Raw genomic sequence first — 15,897 nt, 5'->3', positions numbered from 1 at the left:
TAGAATAGAATAGAATAGAATAGAATAGAAGTTTTGTATGTCTCATTATTACTAAAATTTTAATTAAAAACGTAAAAATTATAGAAAACATTATTAAGTCTGCCGTGTTTATCTGTTAAACAAGAAAAAACATCAACGTTTAAAGTTACTTCTTTACCAACGTCTGTATCATCGTACCGATTGGTGCAGCAAGGGAACAATCTAGCAGTAGGGTAATTCTGATTAAGCTCTGGAATTGCAGAACTATTTATTTCTACATAATACATTCCGCCATTGTAATAATAATCAGCAATTCCAACTTTTTTTACAATCCCTTTAAGATTTCTAACTTTTCTATAAAAGGAATATTCTACACACTCTTTACATTCTAGATCAGGTGTAGGTTCAACTTTTTCTTTCTTGCAAGACTTGCAAGAGGCAAGGGAAAATAAAAGAGCATAGGCTAAAAGCCTCCAACCCCAAGTACGCCTCGCTAAAAGAGGGACTCGGCTTTCTTTGTGAGTTTGGGTTTTGTACAACATAAAGCTAAAAATTAAAAATGAAACAAAAAATTACAGAGGCAAGTGCCTCTATTTATATATACGTAAAAATACTCAGAAAGTTTCAAAAAAAGGTGTGAAAAAATTGTTAAATTTTGGTAAGTAATTGAAGATGAGAAGGTTGAAAATCGGTAATCTTGAAATTTTTTCTGTAAAAAATGAAATTTAGAGTATCTTTTAATGTGAGTTAATTTGATTTTTTTCAATATTTTGTTTTTAACCTCACCCCCAGCCCCTCTCCAAAGGAGAGGAGAGCTATACACCTGAAAATCAAAAATTTAGGTATAATTATCTCCCCTCCTTTTCAAGGAAGGGAATAGTGGGTGATATAATTTCTTGAAATAAGAAACTGAAAATCAGACTTTTATTTTTTCAACTCACGTTATTACCAACATTTTTACGATTGCTTCCACTTGATAGTACAACCAATAGCTTTTACTTGGGCTTTGCTCACTTTTTTACCTGCCAACAGATTATCTACTGCTTCTTCTACATAACGCTCTTTCACCTGCGAAGCATCTTTGGCATTATCATCTATTGCCCCAACAAAGCGTACAATCCAGTCCTTGCCTTTCTTTTCAAGCACAAATACGTGAGGAGTGTTTGTAGCTCCATAGGTTTTGGCAATTTCTTGGGTTTCATCAACCAAATAAGGGAAAGTAAATCCTTTTTCTTTGGCTCTTTCAATCATTTTTTCAAAACTATCATCAGGCACGCGACTGGGGTCGTTGGGGTTGATTGCCACCACGGGGTATCCTTTGGGCTTGTACTTGGCGTCCAAGGCGATGATTCTGTCCTCGTACATTTTAGAAAAAGGACAATGGTTGCAAGTAAAAACTACTATCGCCCCTTTGGTAGCTTCGGGAAAAGTAGCCAAAGAAAGCATTTTGCCGTCAATGTTTTTGAGATTAAAATCGCGGGCTTTATCGCCGGGCTTGTAACCTTCGCCTGCGGGTTTGTTGCTCCACAACAAAAACGCCACAAGCATTACAGAAAGCGAAGTGAAAAACTTATTCATAACACTGCAATTTAGGGTTTAAGATGAAAAAATGATAATTATTTACGTTCAAAAAAATTAAATATTCAAGCATTTGAGGTAAAAGTTTTGCTCCGTCTAAATATCTAAAGTCCTAAATCCTGTTTCCTTAATGCAAACTATACCTAAAACAATTACAAAAAGTGCATTATTTGGTAGCCAGTAATGTATTGATTTCCTTTTCTAACTGCTCCCAAGTAAGTTCTTCGTTGATAAAAATACGTTTTTTGCCTTTCTGAATGATAGTCATTGGTATAGCTCCCTGCCAGCGAGGCTCTACATCATCAATCCAAGTGTTGTATTTGGTTTCATCCAGCAGAAACGTATCAAAAGCAATTTCCTTTTTTTGTAAAATCTTTTTAGCTTTTTCCAAGTCTTCTATAAAATCCAAGCTAATCAGCACTACTTTCACTTTACCTGAAAATTTTTCAGCAGTTTGCTTGAAAATAGGTAGTTCTTTTACGCAAGGGGCACACCACGAAGCCCAAAAATTATAGACTATTACTTGCTTTTCCGTAAGTTTCAGAAGTTCAAGTAGCTCTTTCTTTTTGATAACTTGAATATTTTGACCAAAAAGCATCATTCCGCTCAAAAAAAGTCCTACTACAAGCAATATTTTTTTCATAAAAATTGTTCTAAATATGATGTTGTTTGCAGAAAAACGTTTTATTTTGCAAATTAGTGTTTCAACAATAATTTTTTTTTCGGCACGCTAAACCATTAAAAAAATGGAAACCTTGCAAGAACCTTTGGTAGAAACAGCTAACCACATTGCTGAAATGGTTGCTCGGCAAAAGGCTTTTTTCAGAACCCACAGAACCTTGGATATATCTTTTCGTTTGCAAAAGCTCAAAGATTTACACAAAGCGATTTTAAGGCACGAGGAGGCGATTTTTCAGGCTTTGGAAAAGGATTTTCGCAAATCAACCTTTGAAACTTTTGCTACTGAAATAGCTCTTATTCTTGATGAAATCAAGATAATGCTTGAAAATGTGAAGCAATGGGCAAAGCCTCAAGCTGTCAGAGGTTCTTGGCTGTTGTTTCCATCGGCGAGCTATTTGTATCCTGAACCTTACGGCACAGTGCTTATTATTGGAGCGTGGAATTATCCTTTACAGCTAACACTGCTGCCTGCCATAGGAGCAATCGCTGCGGGCAATACCGTTATCATTAAACCTTCCGAACTCTCTGCCAATACTTCGGCAGTGATAAAAACAATTGTTACGGAAGTTTTTGAACCCGCCCACGTATGCGTAATAGAGGGAGGCGTAAATGAAACACAAACCTTGCTGAAAGAACGATTTGATAAAATTTTCTTCACAGGCAGTACAGCCGTAGGCAAAATTGTAGCCAAAGCCGCCGCCGAATATCTCACCCCCGTAACTTTGGAACTTGGCGGTAAAAGCCCTTGTATTGTTGATGAAGACGCTGATTTGGAAGTTACTGCTCGCCGAATAGTATGGGGCAAGTTTGTCAATGCAGGGCAAACCTGTGTAGCCCCCGATTATGTGCTGGCACACAAGAAAATTCGCAGTATGCTTATACTTAAAATGAGCAAATACATTACCGAGTTTTATGGCGAGAACCCTCAAAATAGCCCCGACTATCCCCGCATTATCAATCAAAAGCATTTTGAACGCTTGAAAAAATATTTGAGCAGTGGCAAAATCGTAAAAGGCGGTCAGATTGATGAACAAGAGCGTTTCATTGCCCCTACTATTTTAGATGATGTAACTTGGGAAAGCGAAGTAATGCAGGAAGAAATTTTTGGTCCTATTCTGCCTGTGATAGAATTTGCAGATTTAGAAAAAGTTGTAGAAGATCTACAATACAAAGAAAAACCGCTTGCTTGCTACTATTTTGGCAAAACAGAAAGTAAGCAAGAATATGTATTGGAGCATTTGGCTTTCGGAGGAGCTTGCGTAAATGATACCGTAATGCACACAGCAAACCCCAACCTACCTTTTGGCGGCGTAGGCAGTAGCGGGCAAGGTGGCTATCACGGCAAGTTTAGTTTTGATACCTTCACGCACTACAAGTCGGTGGTAAAAAAGCCTTTCTGGCTTGATGTTCCCTTGCGTTATCCGCCCTACAAAGGCAAACTAAATTTGCTCAGAAGCGTTATCAAGTGGATATAAACCCAGCATAGGTGAAGCCTACATTACAAAGGCTTCACTTTCATATTTTTACAAAAAACGTAATTGTTTAGATATAGTGTGCGGTAAGAAAACAGGAATTTAGAAAATAGATATCGGACAGAAAAAAATGAGAGATAAAGCCCTTACAGGCTTGAACATCAAATACTGAACTTTTTGAACGTAAATAATTACCCAAAAACAAAATTTCAAACCTTTGAAAAACCTTTTTACTTTATTTCTTTGCATTTTCTACTCGTTTAGTCTTTTTGCTCAAAAGAGCGAAAAAGATAGCTTGGAATTACTACTAAAAACAGAACTTTCGGACACTACACGCATCAATACGCTCAATCGTTTGGCTTTTTTGTATCGGAATAGTGATGTAAAAAAGGCTTTTGCTTTGGCTAATCAGGCAAGAGAACTGGCTGAAAAAAATAACTACGAAAACGGATTGGCTGAAAGTTTGGGCTACTTGGGGCTTTTGCATTACCGAGAAGGCAGACACGACCTTGCCGTAGAAGCCCATTTGAAATCTTTGCGTTTGTACGAAAAACTCAACAACAAGCGTTTTATTGCCTTCCGCTACAACGACCTTGCCAATGTGTATGTAGAACAAGAGTTTTATGACAAGGCTCGGGCGTATTTCAATCTTTCGCTGGCTATCAAAGAAGAAATCAAAGATGAAGATGGCATCGTTACTACGCTGAAAAATATTGCTAATCTTTACGTTCATCAGAAAAATTATCCCAAGGCATTAGAAATTTCTTTGCGTACTTTGCCCCGTGCCGAAAAAAATCGTAACGAAAAAACCATTGCCGACCTTTTGAGTTTTATTGCCGAATGTTATCTACATCTGGATAGCTTGGAAAAATCCTCTACATATTACCAAAAAGCCTATCAGCTACGACTCAAAACCAACGATTTGTACACCATACCTCGCCTTTTGAATGGAATGGGCAGAATTGAACACAAAAAAGGTAACCTTGCCCAAGCCGAAGAGATTTACCTGCGTTCTATTGAAATTGCTAAAAAAAATAATATCAAAGTAGCTATCAAAAGAGCTTATGAATATTTGGCAGATTTATACGAGCAAAAACAAGATTTTCCCAAAGCCTTTCATTACGAAAAATTGGCAAATGCCTACAAAGATTCGCTCTACAATCAAAAATCTAACGATAGAATTGGTGTTTTACAATCTATTTTTGATGATGAAAAACGCCAAGCCGAAGCCGAAAGAGAAAAGAAAATACAAGCAACCCAAATTCGCCTGCGAGATATTATTATTGTGGCTTCATCTATTGTGGCCGTTTTGCTCGCCTTGCTGGCGGTAGCTCTTTGGCGAAACAACTTGGAAAAAACTGCTAAAAACAAGCTACTTTTTGAACAAAAACAAGAAATTGAACTGCAAAATCGCAACATTACGGCAAGTATTTTGTACGCCAAACGTATTCAGGAAGCGATTTTACCCCCCGAACAGGCTTTCCTGAAAGCCTTCAAAAATACTTTTGTGTGGTATCAGCCCAAAGATATTGTGAGTGGAGATTTTTATTGGTTTTACGAAATTGAAGATAGCAATAGTGAACTGAACGGCGAGAAAATCGTTGCTGTTGCCGACTGCACCGGACACGGCGTGCCCGGCGGCTTTATGAGTATGATTGGTAACGACTTGCTGGATACTATCATCATTGAAAGAGCCATTTACAATCCTGCCCAAATTCTTTGGGAACTCAATCGCTCCCTGAATGAGGTTTTGAATAAAGAAGTTACACAAAATATGGACGGAATGGAAATCGCCATTTGCCGTATCAATACCCAAAAACGCACTATTACCTATGCAGGTTCAATGATAAATTTGTATCTTTTTGAAAATCAGAACCTTATTGAGTATCAGTCTGATAAATATTATTTGGGTGGCAGAAATACCGAATGGGATATACAAGTAGATTTCCATAACCAAACCATTGCCTTACAAAATCCTGAAAGCACTTTTTACCTTATCACTGATGGCTTTCAAGACCAACTTGGCGGTGAAAAGTACAGAAAATTTAGCAACAAAAGATTGAAAAATTTGCTTACCAATATCCACTCCCTTTCTTTTGCAGAGCAAAAAAAGCAGTTTTTCAGTGCCTTCGAGGAGTGGAAAGGGAAATACGCCCAAACTGATGATATTCTCGTAATGGGTATTCAGGTATAAAAATCGTTTCCAAAACTTGTATGTTTTCAGCAAGATTTGTAAGTTTGTTGAAAACATTTCTTATGAAAAATCTCCTTTCTCTTGTATTCTTGCTTTTTTCGTCCATTCTTCTTTTTGCCCAAAATGGCGTAAAAAGTGAAAAAGAGCTTGCCCAAAATTTCATACAAATACTCCAAACCCAAAACTTGAAAAATTTAGAAGCCATTTCCGCTCCCGCCGAACTCTACCCGCTTTTTGTAGAAACTTTCAAAGAAAAAAGCAAAGAGGAAATTCAGCGTATTTTAGCAAACGACAAAAATAGCCTCTCTAAGAAGTTTCAAAATATTTTTCAGTATTTTTCTGTTTTGGAAATAGAAAACGAAAAAATTACTATCCAAAAAATTGGCAAATCCGAAGAGTTGTATCTCATTGCTCCCAATTATTACCAAATTCCTTTGCAAATATCCTTGCAAAGTACTACCGACACTATTTTTTTAGAAGCCTACAAGCATAAAAAGCGTTGGTATCTCACCGATTTCACTTCTCCTAAAATCATTCCTTTGCAAAATATTCTTAAAAAACACTCCAAATATTCCATAGAGCAATACAAAGAAATGGCAAAAAGCTATTGGGAAAAAAAAGAATATAACAAAATTCTGGAAGTGGCAGAAAAATTTAAACTTATTGATGTAGAAGATGCTGAAATGCTCTACTACGAAGGACTTGCCCACAAAGCCTTAGGCGATACTCTCAAAGCTCACAATACCTTTTCCAAGGCTTATGCAGTTCGGTATAATCAAGAAATAAATCCACAATTAGTTTTTGAACTTTTTGAGTTTTATGCAAACAATTCCAATTATTATGAGGCTTTGAACTTTGGTGAAATGTGTATTATAGTCGAATATGAACTGGCAAAAGTTATTCCTAAAATACTGGATATAATGCAACAAGAAAAAAAAGCCTACGTAGCCGAAGGTACTAAACTGCGAGAAAGTCCCTATATTTATGAAAAATACATTAAAATTTTAGATTTAGCTTCAAGCAAAGAAGCCTTACTTGCCGACAAAGACAAAGTCAAAGTTTTCACTTGGAAAGCTGAACTTGAAATGGAAGATGAAAAGTGGTTGGAAGCCAAAGAATATTTTGCCAAAGCCCTTGCCCTTGAACCTGAAAATTTTGAACTGCTTTATGAACTTGCTTGGCTGGAAAACGAAACCCAGAATTACAGCAAAGCCTTAGAATATGCCCAAAGAGGCTATAAAATCAAGAAAGATGCCGAAATTCTTGCCGAAATGGCTTACAGCAAAAAAAACTTAAACGACTGCAAAGGAGCAATCGCCGACTACAACACACTATTTGCTATGGGTGAGGAATTTATGACAGCTCGTAAGCTCAAAAACCGAGGCGATTGTTACAAAATGCTTAAGAATAATAAACTTGCTTGTGCCGACTATAAAAAAGCCTTGCAAATGGGCGAAAATGATGAAGAAATGCAAAATTGGCTGAAAAAAAATTGTAAGTAAATGAAAAAATGGACTTATCCATCACCATATTGAATTTGCTCACCAAACTTTGCAACATACGCAAGCGTATGCGTTGGCAGATTCGTTGCAACTATGTAAGTCCCGAAGGTAATGCTATTTTCAATATACTCTTTTACGACAACTACTCCAACGAACTCTATGGCGATATTGCTTTCCAGCAACGCGATGAGGCTGTTTTGTATTGTAAATTTGCTAATTTCGGCGAGCCACAAACTGCCAATCTAACCGATTTGCTTTTGGACTTAATCAATTACGAAAAATCTTTGCTTAGCACCGAAACAAAAAACTATGATTGAAAGTTATACCACAAAGTTAATTTTTTAACCTAAAAGCATACCTTTATGCTTGAACTATACAATACTACTACGCTCAAATGTAGCAAACTTATTACCCAACATTATAGCACTTCTTTTACTTTGGGCATCAGAACCCTCGCCAAACGTTTCCATTTGCCTATTTATGCCATTTATGGCTTTGTACGCTATGCCGATGAAATTGTTGATACTTTTCATCAGCACAATAAAAAAGAACTTTTGGAGCGTTTTCGGAAAGATACTTTTGATGCCATTGCAGAAAAAATTAGCCTCAATCCTGTTTTACATTCTTTCCAACTTGTTGTAAATCAGTACAAAATAGAACGAGAACTCATTGAGGCATTTTTGCATAGTATGGAAATGGACTTGTATTTCAAAGAATACAACGACGATAAATACAAAGAATACATCTATGGCTCTGCCGAAGTAGTGGGGCTAATGTGTCTGCGTGTTTTCTGTGAGGGAAATAACGAAATGTATGAAAAACTCAAAGAACCAGCCCGCAGTTTGGGTTCAGCCTTTCAGAAAATCAACTTTTTACGCGATTTGCGTAGCGATTATTTCGAAAGAGGTAGAACTTATTTCCCTGAAGTCAATTTTGAAAAATTTGATGAAAAAGCCAAAAAACTCATAGAAGCCGATATCCAAAAAGATTTTGACGAAGCCTACAAAGGCATTGTACAATTGCCCAAAGGAGCAAAAATGGGTGTTTATTTGGCTTATGTATATTATACTACGCTTTTCAAGAAAATCAAAGCCCAACCCGCTGAAACTATTATGCAAAAACGCATACGCGTACCCGATTTGCATAAATTTACGCTTTTGCTCAAAAGCTACTTCAAATTTCAGCTGAATGTTATTTGAATATGAAAATAGGTTTGAGATTTGAGATTTAAACCTTTGAAGGCTTAAACCTTTGAACGCTTGAATTGCCAAAGTTTCTTTCAATTTTTTTTGTTTTTTTTGCAAAAATCTGACAAAAAAATTATTTTTGTCAAAACAACATTTTTGCGTTCTTGATACTATGCCAAAAACTTACCCTTATGACCGTTGAAATTTCAAGAAGCGATAAGCGAACCACATTTTTTATTGTTGCTTTGGTAGTGCTGGCTATTGTCAATATCATCTTGGTATATCTGATGATGCAAAGCAAGCAAGAAAGCATTGAAAAAGATATTTTTATTGAAAAGCAAAAAGCAGAGTTGGAAGATAAAAGCTCAAAATTGGACTCTGTAAGCAGAGAATTGGATATTCGCATTGCTGAAGCTAAAAAAATGAATCGCGACTATCAAGCCCTGCTGGAACTTCAAGAGCAACTCAAAAAAGATATTGCCAATGCCCGCAGTTCGTCCAGCAATATTGATGTAGATAAACTCGTTGAACAGTATGACGCCAAAATTAGAGATTATGAGAACCTCTTGGCTCAAAAAGAAGGCGAAATCAAAACTTTGCAGGGGGAAAAGAAAGAACTTTCTCAGAAAGTAACCAAAACCGAAGCAGAAAAGAAGCGGTTAGCGGACTCTATGAGTAATATTCAGAAGCAAAAACAAGACTTGGAAGCCACACTCGCCAAAGCCGCAGTATTGCGTGCTGAAAATATCAGACTGGAAGGTTTGGACGAAAAAGGAAAATCTGATGATGATGGCAATTTCAAGTCGAAAAGACTCGTCAAACTAAAAATCAATGTAAAAATTATGGAAAATAGTGCCGCCAAGGCAGGCAATAGAAATATTTATGTCCGTATTATTGAGCCTTCGGGGGCAGTAATGGTAGGTGCAGATGGCGGAAGATTTGCCGATGCCAATGGAAAAGAAATGAACTATACCACACTTCATACCTTTAATTTCAATAATGACGGCAACCGCAATACCGAAGTAATTTTCCGAAAAGGAAATCAGTTTCAGAAAGGAACTCACTTGGTAGAATTGTATTGCGAAGGACAATTGCTCGGTAAAACTTCTTTCAATGTAAATTAAATCTTATTCTCGCAAATAGCTTTGTCTATTTTTTCGCAAAAAACGAATAGCCAGTTTCAAAACAAAACGAATGAGCCAAAAGTAAAAGCGTGTAAAAATATTACGCCTTTTGTAGGCGTATTGCACCAAAATACTTTCAGTGGCAAAAGTTTTTTGTAAATCTTTCCGCAAAACCTCTATAAAATTAGGCTCGGTAGTGGCTACATTCATTTCTACACTCATATACTCACTGATAGCATTCAGATTATACGAGCCAACAGTAGCCCAAGTATCATCTACAAGCATTACTTTGCCGTGAACAACACTGGGCAAATATTCATAAATCTGTATGCCTGCTTTTTCAAGTTCTGCATACAAATACTCCGTAGCTTTTTTGAAAAACTGCACATCAGAAATTGCCGAAAGCAGAATTTTTATACTTACGCCTTGTTTCGCCTTACTAATGAGCAGTTTGCGTAAAGATTTATTGGGTAAAAAATAGCTGGCTACAATCCAAATTTCATTTTTAGCTTTGGCAATAGCTTCTCGGTAGGCTTTGGCTATTTCTTTTTTACCTCTGAAAAAATCTTGTTGCAGTAGGAAAATATGCTTATTTTGAAGAAAAACATCTCGCTGATACTTTTTATTCCAGAACTGCTGGCAAATCCAAAAACACTGCCTCACGATTTCCCCTTCCAAAAGTACGGCATAATCTAACCATTCTTTTTTGCCTACTCCTGCGTATTTGTTGGCAATATTGATACCCCCAATGAGGGCAAATTTCATATCAGAAACCACAATTTTCTGATGCAACCTTCTACCAAAACGCAATCTAAAAATCTGAAAAGGCGAAAAAGTGCGAATTTGCACCCCTTGCGAAAGCAAATGTTGTTTGAACTTTTTACTAAGCTCTTTGGAGCCAAAATCATCTACCAAAACACAAACTTTTATGCCTTCTTTGGCTTTTTGGATAAGAATTTCTGCAATTTCTTTGCCTGTTTCGTCTTCTTCAAAAATATAGGTTTGCAGATGTATACAATAGCGAGCCGCTTGAAGTATATGTTTGAGCGTTTCAAAATACGCTTTGCCGCTATGTAGCAAACGAATATGGTCTTGGAAGCTACTCATTTTCAACAAAAACTAATTTTTGCCGAAAATCCCCTGCTCAATAAGCCCTATCCAGATATGAATAATCTTGATATGAATTTCCTGAATACGGTCGGCATAGCCAAAATGAGGCACACAAAGCACGTAATCAGCCATAGAAGCGAGCTTTCCGCCGTCTTTACCTGTCAGAGCAATGCTTGTAATACCTTTCTTTTTGGCAATTTCAACAGCCTTCAAAATATTTTGCGAATTGCCACTGGTACTTATAGCAAGCAATACGTCTCCGCTTTTTCCCAAAGCCTCTACAAAGCGTGCATATACTTGCTCAAAACCATAATCGTTGCCCACGCAAGTAATATGCCCACTATCCGAAATAGCAATTGCAGGCAAAGCAGGACGATTTTCACGATACTTTCCACTTAATTCTTCTGCAAAGTGCATAGCGTCGCAATGTGAGCCACCATTACCGCAAGCCATTATTTTGCATCCTTGCTGAATGGCTTTTATCATTATTTGGGCAGTTTGGGCAATAGCTTGCAAATTTTTTTCATTCTGAAAAAAATCTGTAAGCACTTTTTGAGCTTCTTGCCACTCCGATTTAATAAATTCCAGCATTTTCAGAGAGTCTTCTGATGAAAACGCCTGCAAATTACGTAAATTGTGCCAAAACAAAAATTCTTTGCAAAGCGTTTTTCAAATAAAAATTATGAGAAGCAAGCAGTTTGATTTACCTTTCTTGGCAAAAAAAAGAAATGAAACAGACTCTTGGGCTGATTTGTGGGCAAGTGCCGCCAGTAAGCATTTTGTTCTAAAAGTACAAATCCAAGATATTTTACAATGGCTCAATGGCTCAAAGAATGATATTTCGCCACAAATTGAAAATTTTTTCCAACCTTATTTTAAGCACATTCAACTGCCCCATTGGGCAGATACCTCTAAAATGCAAGCGGGGGCAAAATTTTTTCAAAAACATCAAAGTATTATACTTCATTTATTGGGAGTGCTTTCGCTTCCTTACTGCTATGCGGCAAAAAATGGAGTACAAGTACTTAGCTTTTCAGGGCGTTTGCAAAACGATACACTGCAAAGACTGCGAGAAACAGCTATTTTTACCCTAAAAGCTAACTCTTTTTCAACCGAAAAAATCAAGGATTGGCAAAAGGAAATCGCTAAAATCAGGCTTCTACACAGCTTTGTAAGGCTATTCATTTGGCAGTCGGGAAAGTGGCAAGCCACTTGGGGCGAGCCTATCAATCAGGAAGATATGGCAGGAACAAATTTGAGTTTTTCATTCATTGTTCTGCGAGGTATGCGAAAATTAGGGATTGACTTTTCTGAAAAAGAAGCCGAAAACTTTTTGCATTTGTGGAATGTAGTAGGGTATCTTATGGGGGTGAATGAGGATTTGTTGCCTTTTTCTATGCGTGAAGCCTACTGGCTGGATAAGCAAATTGCTACTACCCAATTTCAGGAGAGCGAGGAAGGTAAAAAACTTACCCAAGCACTCATTGAAACATTCTACAAAAATCTGCCTTCCCGTTTTTTTGCCGATTTAGCAGTGGCTGAAATGCGTTTTTTGCTTGGAAAAGAAGTGGCTGATATGCTTGCCGTTCCTACAATTGTATGGAACAAAAATTTTTTGACAGAAAATTTGGCTCTCCAAATCAATAAGTGGATTATTTCTTCGCAGAAAATAGTAGTGAAATAAAACTCAAACAGATACCCAAAAGAAAGATTTAAATAAAAAAATTCAGTTTTAACTTGCTTTTCTCAAAATTTCCCATTAGTATTGTAATCATTATCTCTGTTGCTTATCATACAAATACAAGGCTTTTAGTGAGTTGTGCTGGCTGGCACATAGCAACTCATAACGCAAGTTGTATCTATCATTGCTAATTCAATTCTACTTTATCATTGATTTAATTTTTTTGCAAAGCCTTTATTTTCTCGTTTTTCTACAAAACTTTTACTTATAAGGATTGATTTTCAGAAACTTATCTCTTCTTTTCATTAATGTAATTTTTAGTATGCTATTATTTTGTACAGAATAAAAATTGGTTTTTGAAAATTTCATCAATGTAAATCTTTGAAAGCCAACATTCAGCTTCTTGAATTCTGAAAATCATCTTAACCTTGGTATAGTTTTTACACTTCTAATTTTTAAATCTTATGCGTAATAATGCTATTGACATTTTAAGAGGCATTGCCATTCTAATTATGGTAAGTGCAAATTCTTGGTCTTATGTGTATCCTTTTGAGAACTGCCCAACGGCATTAAGGATTGTGTTTTCAACTGCCGCACCTTTGTTTATTTTTTTAAGCGGAGTTTCGGTACATATTTCGCTCAATGCAGGAAGGTCGCTGACGAGTATTCGTAAAAGAGCCTTACAAGTGCTACTGATAGGCATTTTTATTGATGTTTGCATCTGGAATATTTACCCCTTTGTTACTTTTGATGTGTTGTATCTCATTAGTTTATCTACGCTCATTATGACACTGCTGGCAAAGTCTAATTTGATAATACAATTTATTATTATGCTTGCCTTTTTTGTTTCCAATATCTTTTTTTTGAACCACTACGAATTTAGTATGCCCGATTTGAATTTAACGGATAAGTTCCCTAATTATGGATATGATACAATCAAACGTTTGGTTTTAGACGGTTGGTTTCCTTTACTTCCTTGGACAGGCTTTGTGTTTTTAGGATTTTTAGTAGCCAAACATCAGCAGTTCATAAAAAAATATAAACTTCTATTTTTATTCATTGGGGTTCTATGCTTTTTACTTTATGCCTATTTTTTATTTTTTACCAATCTTGCAGAAATGCCTCCTTTACGCGAAGGTTATACCGAGGTTTTTTATCCTGTAAAGGGATATTTTTGGATTTATTTAGCAGGCTTACTTTTCACTTCCATATTTCTTATCAATACTCCTATCACAGGCTTTGAATTTGTAGCTAATTTAGGTAAGACTTCCCTTTCCATTTATTTGTTTCATACCATAATCATCAGGTTTGTTTTAATTTTCTTTGAACAAAGTGCCGAAAACTTTAATGTGTGGGTTATGGTAGGCGGATTAACACTATTTTACGTGTTAATTGTTTTGTTTAATGCTGTTGTTGTAAAATACAAGAATAGACTGAAAACAGGCAGATACCGAGCAGTAGGTTATTTGATAGGGATTTAATGTTTTTATGTATTAAAAAAGCGAAACTACTTCATATGAAAATAGTTTCGCTTTTTCGTATCTTAACAACACCTAACAAGTTCTTATCAGTTCAAAGGGAAAGTAAATGTACCTCCGCCATTGCCTGTAATGGTTACGGTTACGTTTGTATCGCAGGTGCCGTTTCCGAAATCTACGGTTTTCTGACGATTTTCAGAAGTTACTACATACACACCCGAAACAGGTTTGCGGATACCTTGCAACCAACATTCAGTTTTTACGATAAGCGGAGTTGTGATTTCAGCAGTAAAATTTACGCCACGGCGATTTGTACCTGAAGCATTTCCTGTAATTTGAATAACATCATTGAAAGGGTTGAGGTCGCCTGAACCTTGTTGCCAAACCCTCATTCTATCGGTTTGCCAAGTAAATGTAGAACCATCGGGGAAAGTCAGTCTTCCATTACGCACCGAAAGCGTATGCGTAGGGTTCTGTCCGGGTTGTGTAATGTTGGTAACCACCTTTATTCCTTCTACTTTAACATCATTTACGAAATAGTTGTCGGTAGTGGTAGTGATTACACTTCCGGGGGTTAGGTAGCGTCCTGTGTAAGTGATAATGATTTTACCACGGCGAGTTCTGCCGTCGTTGCAGGTGCTACCTGTTCCAAAATCAATTACAATAGTTTTAGTAGCGGTATTGATAGTAACGGTACCACAATTTCGGAAACGTAAGGTACGCTCTCCGATACTTTCATCAGTGGTGCGAAGATTGTTGCTGTTTTCAATCATTACATCAGAAACGATATTGTCCAAGTCGTTGAATTGGGCATCGGCTTGGGCATTATCCACAGCACTTTGGTCAAAGAGAGGCTCTTGTTTTTTTCTACAACCTACAAAAGCCATACTACCAACAAGCAAAAAAATGAGCAAGGGGAAAATTATTTTTTTCATATTTGTAAAATTTTAGTTTTTGTAGCTTTGATACAAATTTTGAGCAGAGGTTTAATCTTGATGAAAAAATTTTTTTAATTTTTGGAACACATTTTGCTCCCGAAGTGTATAAAAGAAAAAAGTTTAACCTAGACCTCAAAAAAATGAAACAAAACAAACCATTCGGAAAACCTTTTGGCATTTTGGCTATAATGCTATTACTGGCAGGCTTCGGGTATGCCCAACCCAATAGCGTTCCTACGGAAAGCAATCCTCAAATTGTCTTTGACAAAATGATACACGATTTTGGCGAAATTCCACAAGGAACACCCGTTACTACCACTTTCACCTTCACCAACAAGGGCAAAGTACCTCTTACTATTTCTAATGTGCAGGCTTCTTGCGGTTGTACAACCCCCTCTTACACCAAAGAACCCATAGCTCCCAAGAAAAAAGGTGAAGTAACTGCCACCTATAACGCCGCCGCAGTAGGAGAATTTAATAAAACCGTTACGGTATTTACCAACACAGGCACGCCAATTACGCTGACGCTCAAAGGTAAGGTTGTTCCCAAACAAGGACAAACACAGCCATAAACAAATACAAACGAGGGTTTTCTTGGTTAAAACCCTCGTTTGAAACTATTTTTCAGAAAGTAGCGTTTATTTTCAGAATGAAAGAAATTATCATCATTGCAGGGGCAAATGGCTCTGGGAAAACGACTTTTTCAACTGATATTTTAGCAAGAACAAGTTATGATTTTCTGAATGCTGATGAAATCAAAAAAGAATTAGCAGTTTCACAATTACAAGCTGGTAAAGAGTTTTTTTATCGTTTAGATAGTCTCATTCATTTGGGAAAAAGTTTTATTTTAGAAAGTACATTATCTGGTAACTATTTGGTAAGATTTATTGAAAGTGAAGTTGTTTAGGATTGAAAAAGATTTCCAATGAAAGTTGTATATTTAGGTGCTGAAACTAAAATATTACTTTTCATG

General features: G+C 36.6%; 16 protein-coding genes. 10 read left to right on the top strand and 6 right to left on the bottom strand.

The genetic code is table 11. The features are described from left to right. Window positions 1–59: 59 nt before the first annotated feature. The 3 genes from ACWITO_RS01075 to ACWITO_RS01065 form a co-directional block, all read right to left on the bottom strand. Complete coding sequence (locus ACWITO_RS01075) at window positions 60–521, bottom strand: hypothetical protein (protein ID WP_101358723.1); 462 nt, start codon at window positions 519–521, stop codon at window positions 60–62. 415 nt (window positions 522–936) lie between these two features. Next, window positions 937–1,557, bottom strand: a complete 621-nt coding sequence (locus ACWITO_RS01070) for a thioredoxin family protein (RefSeq protein ID WP_448528158.1) — start codon at window positions 1,555–1,557, stop codon at window positions 937–939. Between the two features lie 166 nt (window positions 1,558–1,723). Next, a complete protein-coding gene (locus tag ACWITO_RS01065) occupies window positions 1,724–2,200 on the bottom strand; it encodes a TlpA family protein disulfide reductase (RefSeq protein WP_448528157.1) in 477 nt (158 codons plus the stop codon). A 103-nt stretch (window positions 2,201–2,303) separates the two neighbouring features. On the opposite strand from ACWITO_RS01065, the gene ACWITO_RS01060 reads away from it, so the two are divergent. The 6 genes from ACWITO_RS01060 (at window position 2,304) to ACWITO_RS01035 (ending at window position 9,717) form a co-directional block, all read left to right on the top strand. Then, window positions 2,304–3,713, top strand: a complete 1,410-nt coding sequence (locus ACWITO_RS01060; RefSeq protein WP_448528156.1) for an aldehyde dehydrogenase — start codon at window positions 2,304–2,306, stop codon at window positions 3,711–3,713. Between the two features lie 214 nt (window positions 3,714–3,927). Continuing rightward, on the top strand, window positions 3,928–5,904 hold the full coding sequence (locus tag ACWITO_RS01055) for a tetratricopeptide repeat protein (RefSeq protein WP_448528155.1): 1,977 nt from the start codon (window positions 3,928–3,930) through the stop codon (window positions 5,902–5,904). Between the two features lie 62 nt (window positions 5,905–5,966). Next, a complete protein-coding gene (locus ACWITO_RS01050) occupies window positions 5,967–7,406 on the top strand; it encodes a tetratricopeptide repeat protein (protein ID WP_448528154.1) in 1,440 nt (479 codons plus the stop codon). A gap of 8 nt (window positions 7,407–7,414) precedes the next feature. Then, window positions 7,415–7,723 (top strand): hypothetical protein, encoded by a 309-nt coding sequence (locus ACWITO_RS01045; protein WP_448528153.1) that lies wholly within the window; start codon window positions 7,415–7,417, stop codon window positions 7,721–7,723. Between the two features lie 45 nt (window positions 7,724–7,768). Beyond that, window positions 7,769–8,605 carry a phytoene/squalene synthase family protein gene (locus tag ACWITO_RS01040; protein ID WP_448528152.1) on the top strand — a complete coding sequence of 279 codons (837 nt, stop codon included), beginning with the start codon at window positions 7,769–7,771 and terminating at the stop codon, window positions 8,603–8,605. A gap of 179 nt (window positions 8,606–8,784) precedes the next feature. Then, window positions 8,785–9,717: a coiled-coil domain-containing protein gene (locus ACWITO_RS01035; protein WP_448528151.1), complete on the top strand. Its 933-nt coding sequence runs from the start codon at window positions 8,785–8,787 to the stop codon at window positions 9,715–9,717. A 3-nt stretch (window positions 9,718–9,720) separates the two neighbouring features. On the opposite strand, the gene ACWITO_RS01030 is transcribed toward ACWITO_RS01035, so the two are convergent. Continuing rightward, a complete protein-coding gene (locus tag ACWITO_RS01030; RefSeq protein ID WP_448528160.1) occupies window positions 9,721–10,824 on the bottom strand; it encodes a phospholipase D-like domain-containing protein in 1,104 nt (367 codons plus the stop codon). 12 nt (window positions 10,825–10,836) lie between these two features. Continuing rightward, window positions 10,837–11,418, bottom strand: coding sequence for a D-sedoheptulose 7-phosphate isomerase (gene lpcA / locus ACWITO_RS01025; RefSeq protein WP_448528159.1), 582 nt, complete (start codon window positions 11,416–11,418; stop codon window positions 10,837–10,839). Window positions 11,419–11,509: 91 nt separating this feature from the next. Between lpcA and ACWITO_RS01020 the strand changes: the two genes are divergently transcribed. Beyond that, window positions 11,510–12,511 carry an oxygenase MpaB family protein gene (locus ACWITO_RS01020; protein ID WP_448528150.1) on the top strand — a complete coding sequence of 334 codons (1,002 nt, stop codon included), beginning with the start codon at window positions 11,510–11,512 and terminating at the stop codon, window positions 12,509–12,511. Between the two features lie 461 nt (window positions 12,512–12,972). Next, the gene (locus ACWITO_RS01015) at window positions 12,973–13,989 is read left to right on the top strand and encodes a heparan-alpha-glucosaminide N-acetyltransferase domain-containing protein (RefSeq protein ID WP_448528149.1); all 1,017 of its coding nucleotides are present in this window, start codon (window positions 12,973–12,975) and stop codon (window positions 13,987–13,989) included. Window positions 13,990–14,075: 86 nt separating this feature from the next. On the opposite strand, the gene ACWITO_RS01010 is transcribed toward ACWITO_RS01015, so the two are convergent. Then, window positions 14,076–14,921, bottom strand: coding sequence for a hypothetical protein (locus ACWITO_RS01010; protein WP_448528148.1), 846 nt, complete (start codon window positions 14,919–14,921; stop codon window positions 14,076–14,078). 143 nt (window positions 14,922–15,064) lie between these two features. On the opposite strand from ACWITO_RS01010, the gene ACWITO_RS01005 reads away from it, so the two are divergent. Together ACWITO_RS01005 and ACWITO_RS01000 are read left to right on the top strand one after the other, a co-directional pair. Continuing rightward, window positions 15,065–15,496, top strand: coding sequence for a DUF1573 domain-containing protein (locus ACWITO_RS01005; RefSeq protein WP_448528147.1), 432 nt, complete (start codon window positions 15,065–15,067; stop codon window positions 15,494–15,496). Window positions 15,497–15,573: 77 nt separating this feature from the next. Next, a complete protein-coding gene (locus ACWITO_RS01000; protein ID WP_448528146.1) occupies window positions 15,574–15,831 on the top strand; it encodes an AAA family ATPase in 258 nt (85 codons plus the stop codon). The last annotated feature ends 66 nt before the right edge of the window (window positions 15,832–15,897 follow it).

It is taken from the genome of Raineya sp. (assembly GCF_053497555.1).
Note: the sequence above shows the minus strand (reverse complement) of the source record. Positions and strands in the feature narration are given on the sequence as shown.

Bases quoted from the DNA above. Each gene is read 5' to 3' on its own strand.
- ACWITO_RS01045 (WP_448528153.1), top strand. From the start codon at position 7,415: ATGGACTTATCCATCACCATATTGAATTTGCTCACCAAACTTTGCAAC.
- ACWITO_RS01035 (WP_448528151.1), top strand. From the start codon at position 8,785: ATGACCGTTGAAATTTCAAGAAGCGATAAGCGAACCACATTTTTTATT.
- ACWITO_RS01000 (WP_448528146.1), top strand. From the start codon at position 15,574: ATGAAAGAAATTATCATCATTGCAGGGGCAAATGGCTCTGGGAAAACG.
- ACWITO_RS01030 (WP_448528160.1), bottom strand. From the start codon at position 10,824: ATGAGTAGCTTCCAAGACCATATTCGTTTGCTACATAGCGGCAAAGCG.
- ACWITO_RS01010 (WP_448528148.1), bottom strand. From the start codon at position 14,921: ATGAAAAAAATAATTTTCCCCTTGCTCATTTTTTTGCTTGTTGGTAGT.
- ACWITO_RS01040 (WP_448528152.1), top strand. From the start codon at position 7,769: ATGCTTGAACTATACAATACTACTACGCTCAAATGTAGCAAACTTATT.
- ACWITO_RS01065 (WP_448528157.1), bottom strand. From the start codon at position 2,200: ATGAAAAAAATATTGCTTGTAGTAGGACTTTTTTTGAGCGGAATGATG.
- ACWITO_RS01020 (WP_448528150.1), top strand. From the start codon at position 11,510: ATGAGAAGCAAGCAGTTTGATTTACCTTTCTTGGCAAAAAAAAGAAAT.
- ACWITO_RS01015 (WP_448528149.1), top strand. From the start codon at position 12,973: ATGCGTAATAATGCTATTGACATTTTAAGAGGCATTGCCATTCTAATT.
- ACWITO_RS01005 (WP_448528147.1), top strand. From the start codon at position 15,065: ATGAAACAAAACAAACCATTCGGAAAACCTTTTGGCATTTTGGCTATA.
- lpcA (WP_448528159.1), bottom strand. From the start codon at position 11,418: ATGCTGGAATTTATTAAATCGGAGTGGCAAGAAGCTCAAAAAGTGCTT.
- ACWITO_RS01070 (WP_448528158.1), bottom strand. From the start codon at position 1,557: ATGAATAAGTTTTTCACTTCGCTTTCTGTAATGCTTGTGGCGTTTTTG.
- ACWITO_RS01050 (WP_448528154.1), top strand. From the start codon at position 5,967: ATGAAAAATCTCCTTTCTCTTGTATTCTTGCTTTTTTCGTCCATTCTT.
- ACWITO_RS01075 (WP_101358723.1), bottom strand. From the start codon at position 521: ATGTTGTACAAAACCCAAACTCACAAAGAAAGCCGAGTCCCTCTTTTA.
- ACWITO_RS01060 (WP_448528156.1), top strand. From the start codon at position 2,304: ATGGAAACCTTGCAAGAACCTTTGGTAGAAACAGCTAACCACATTGCT.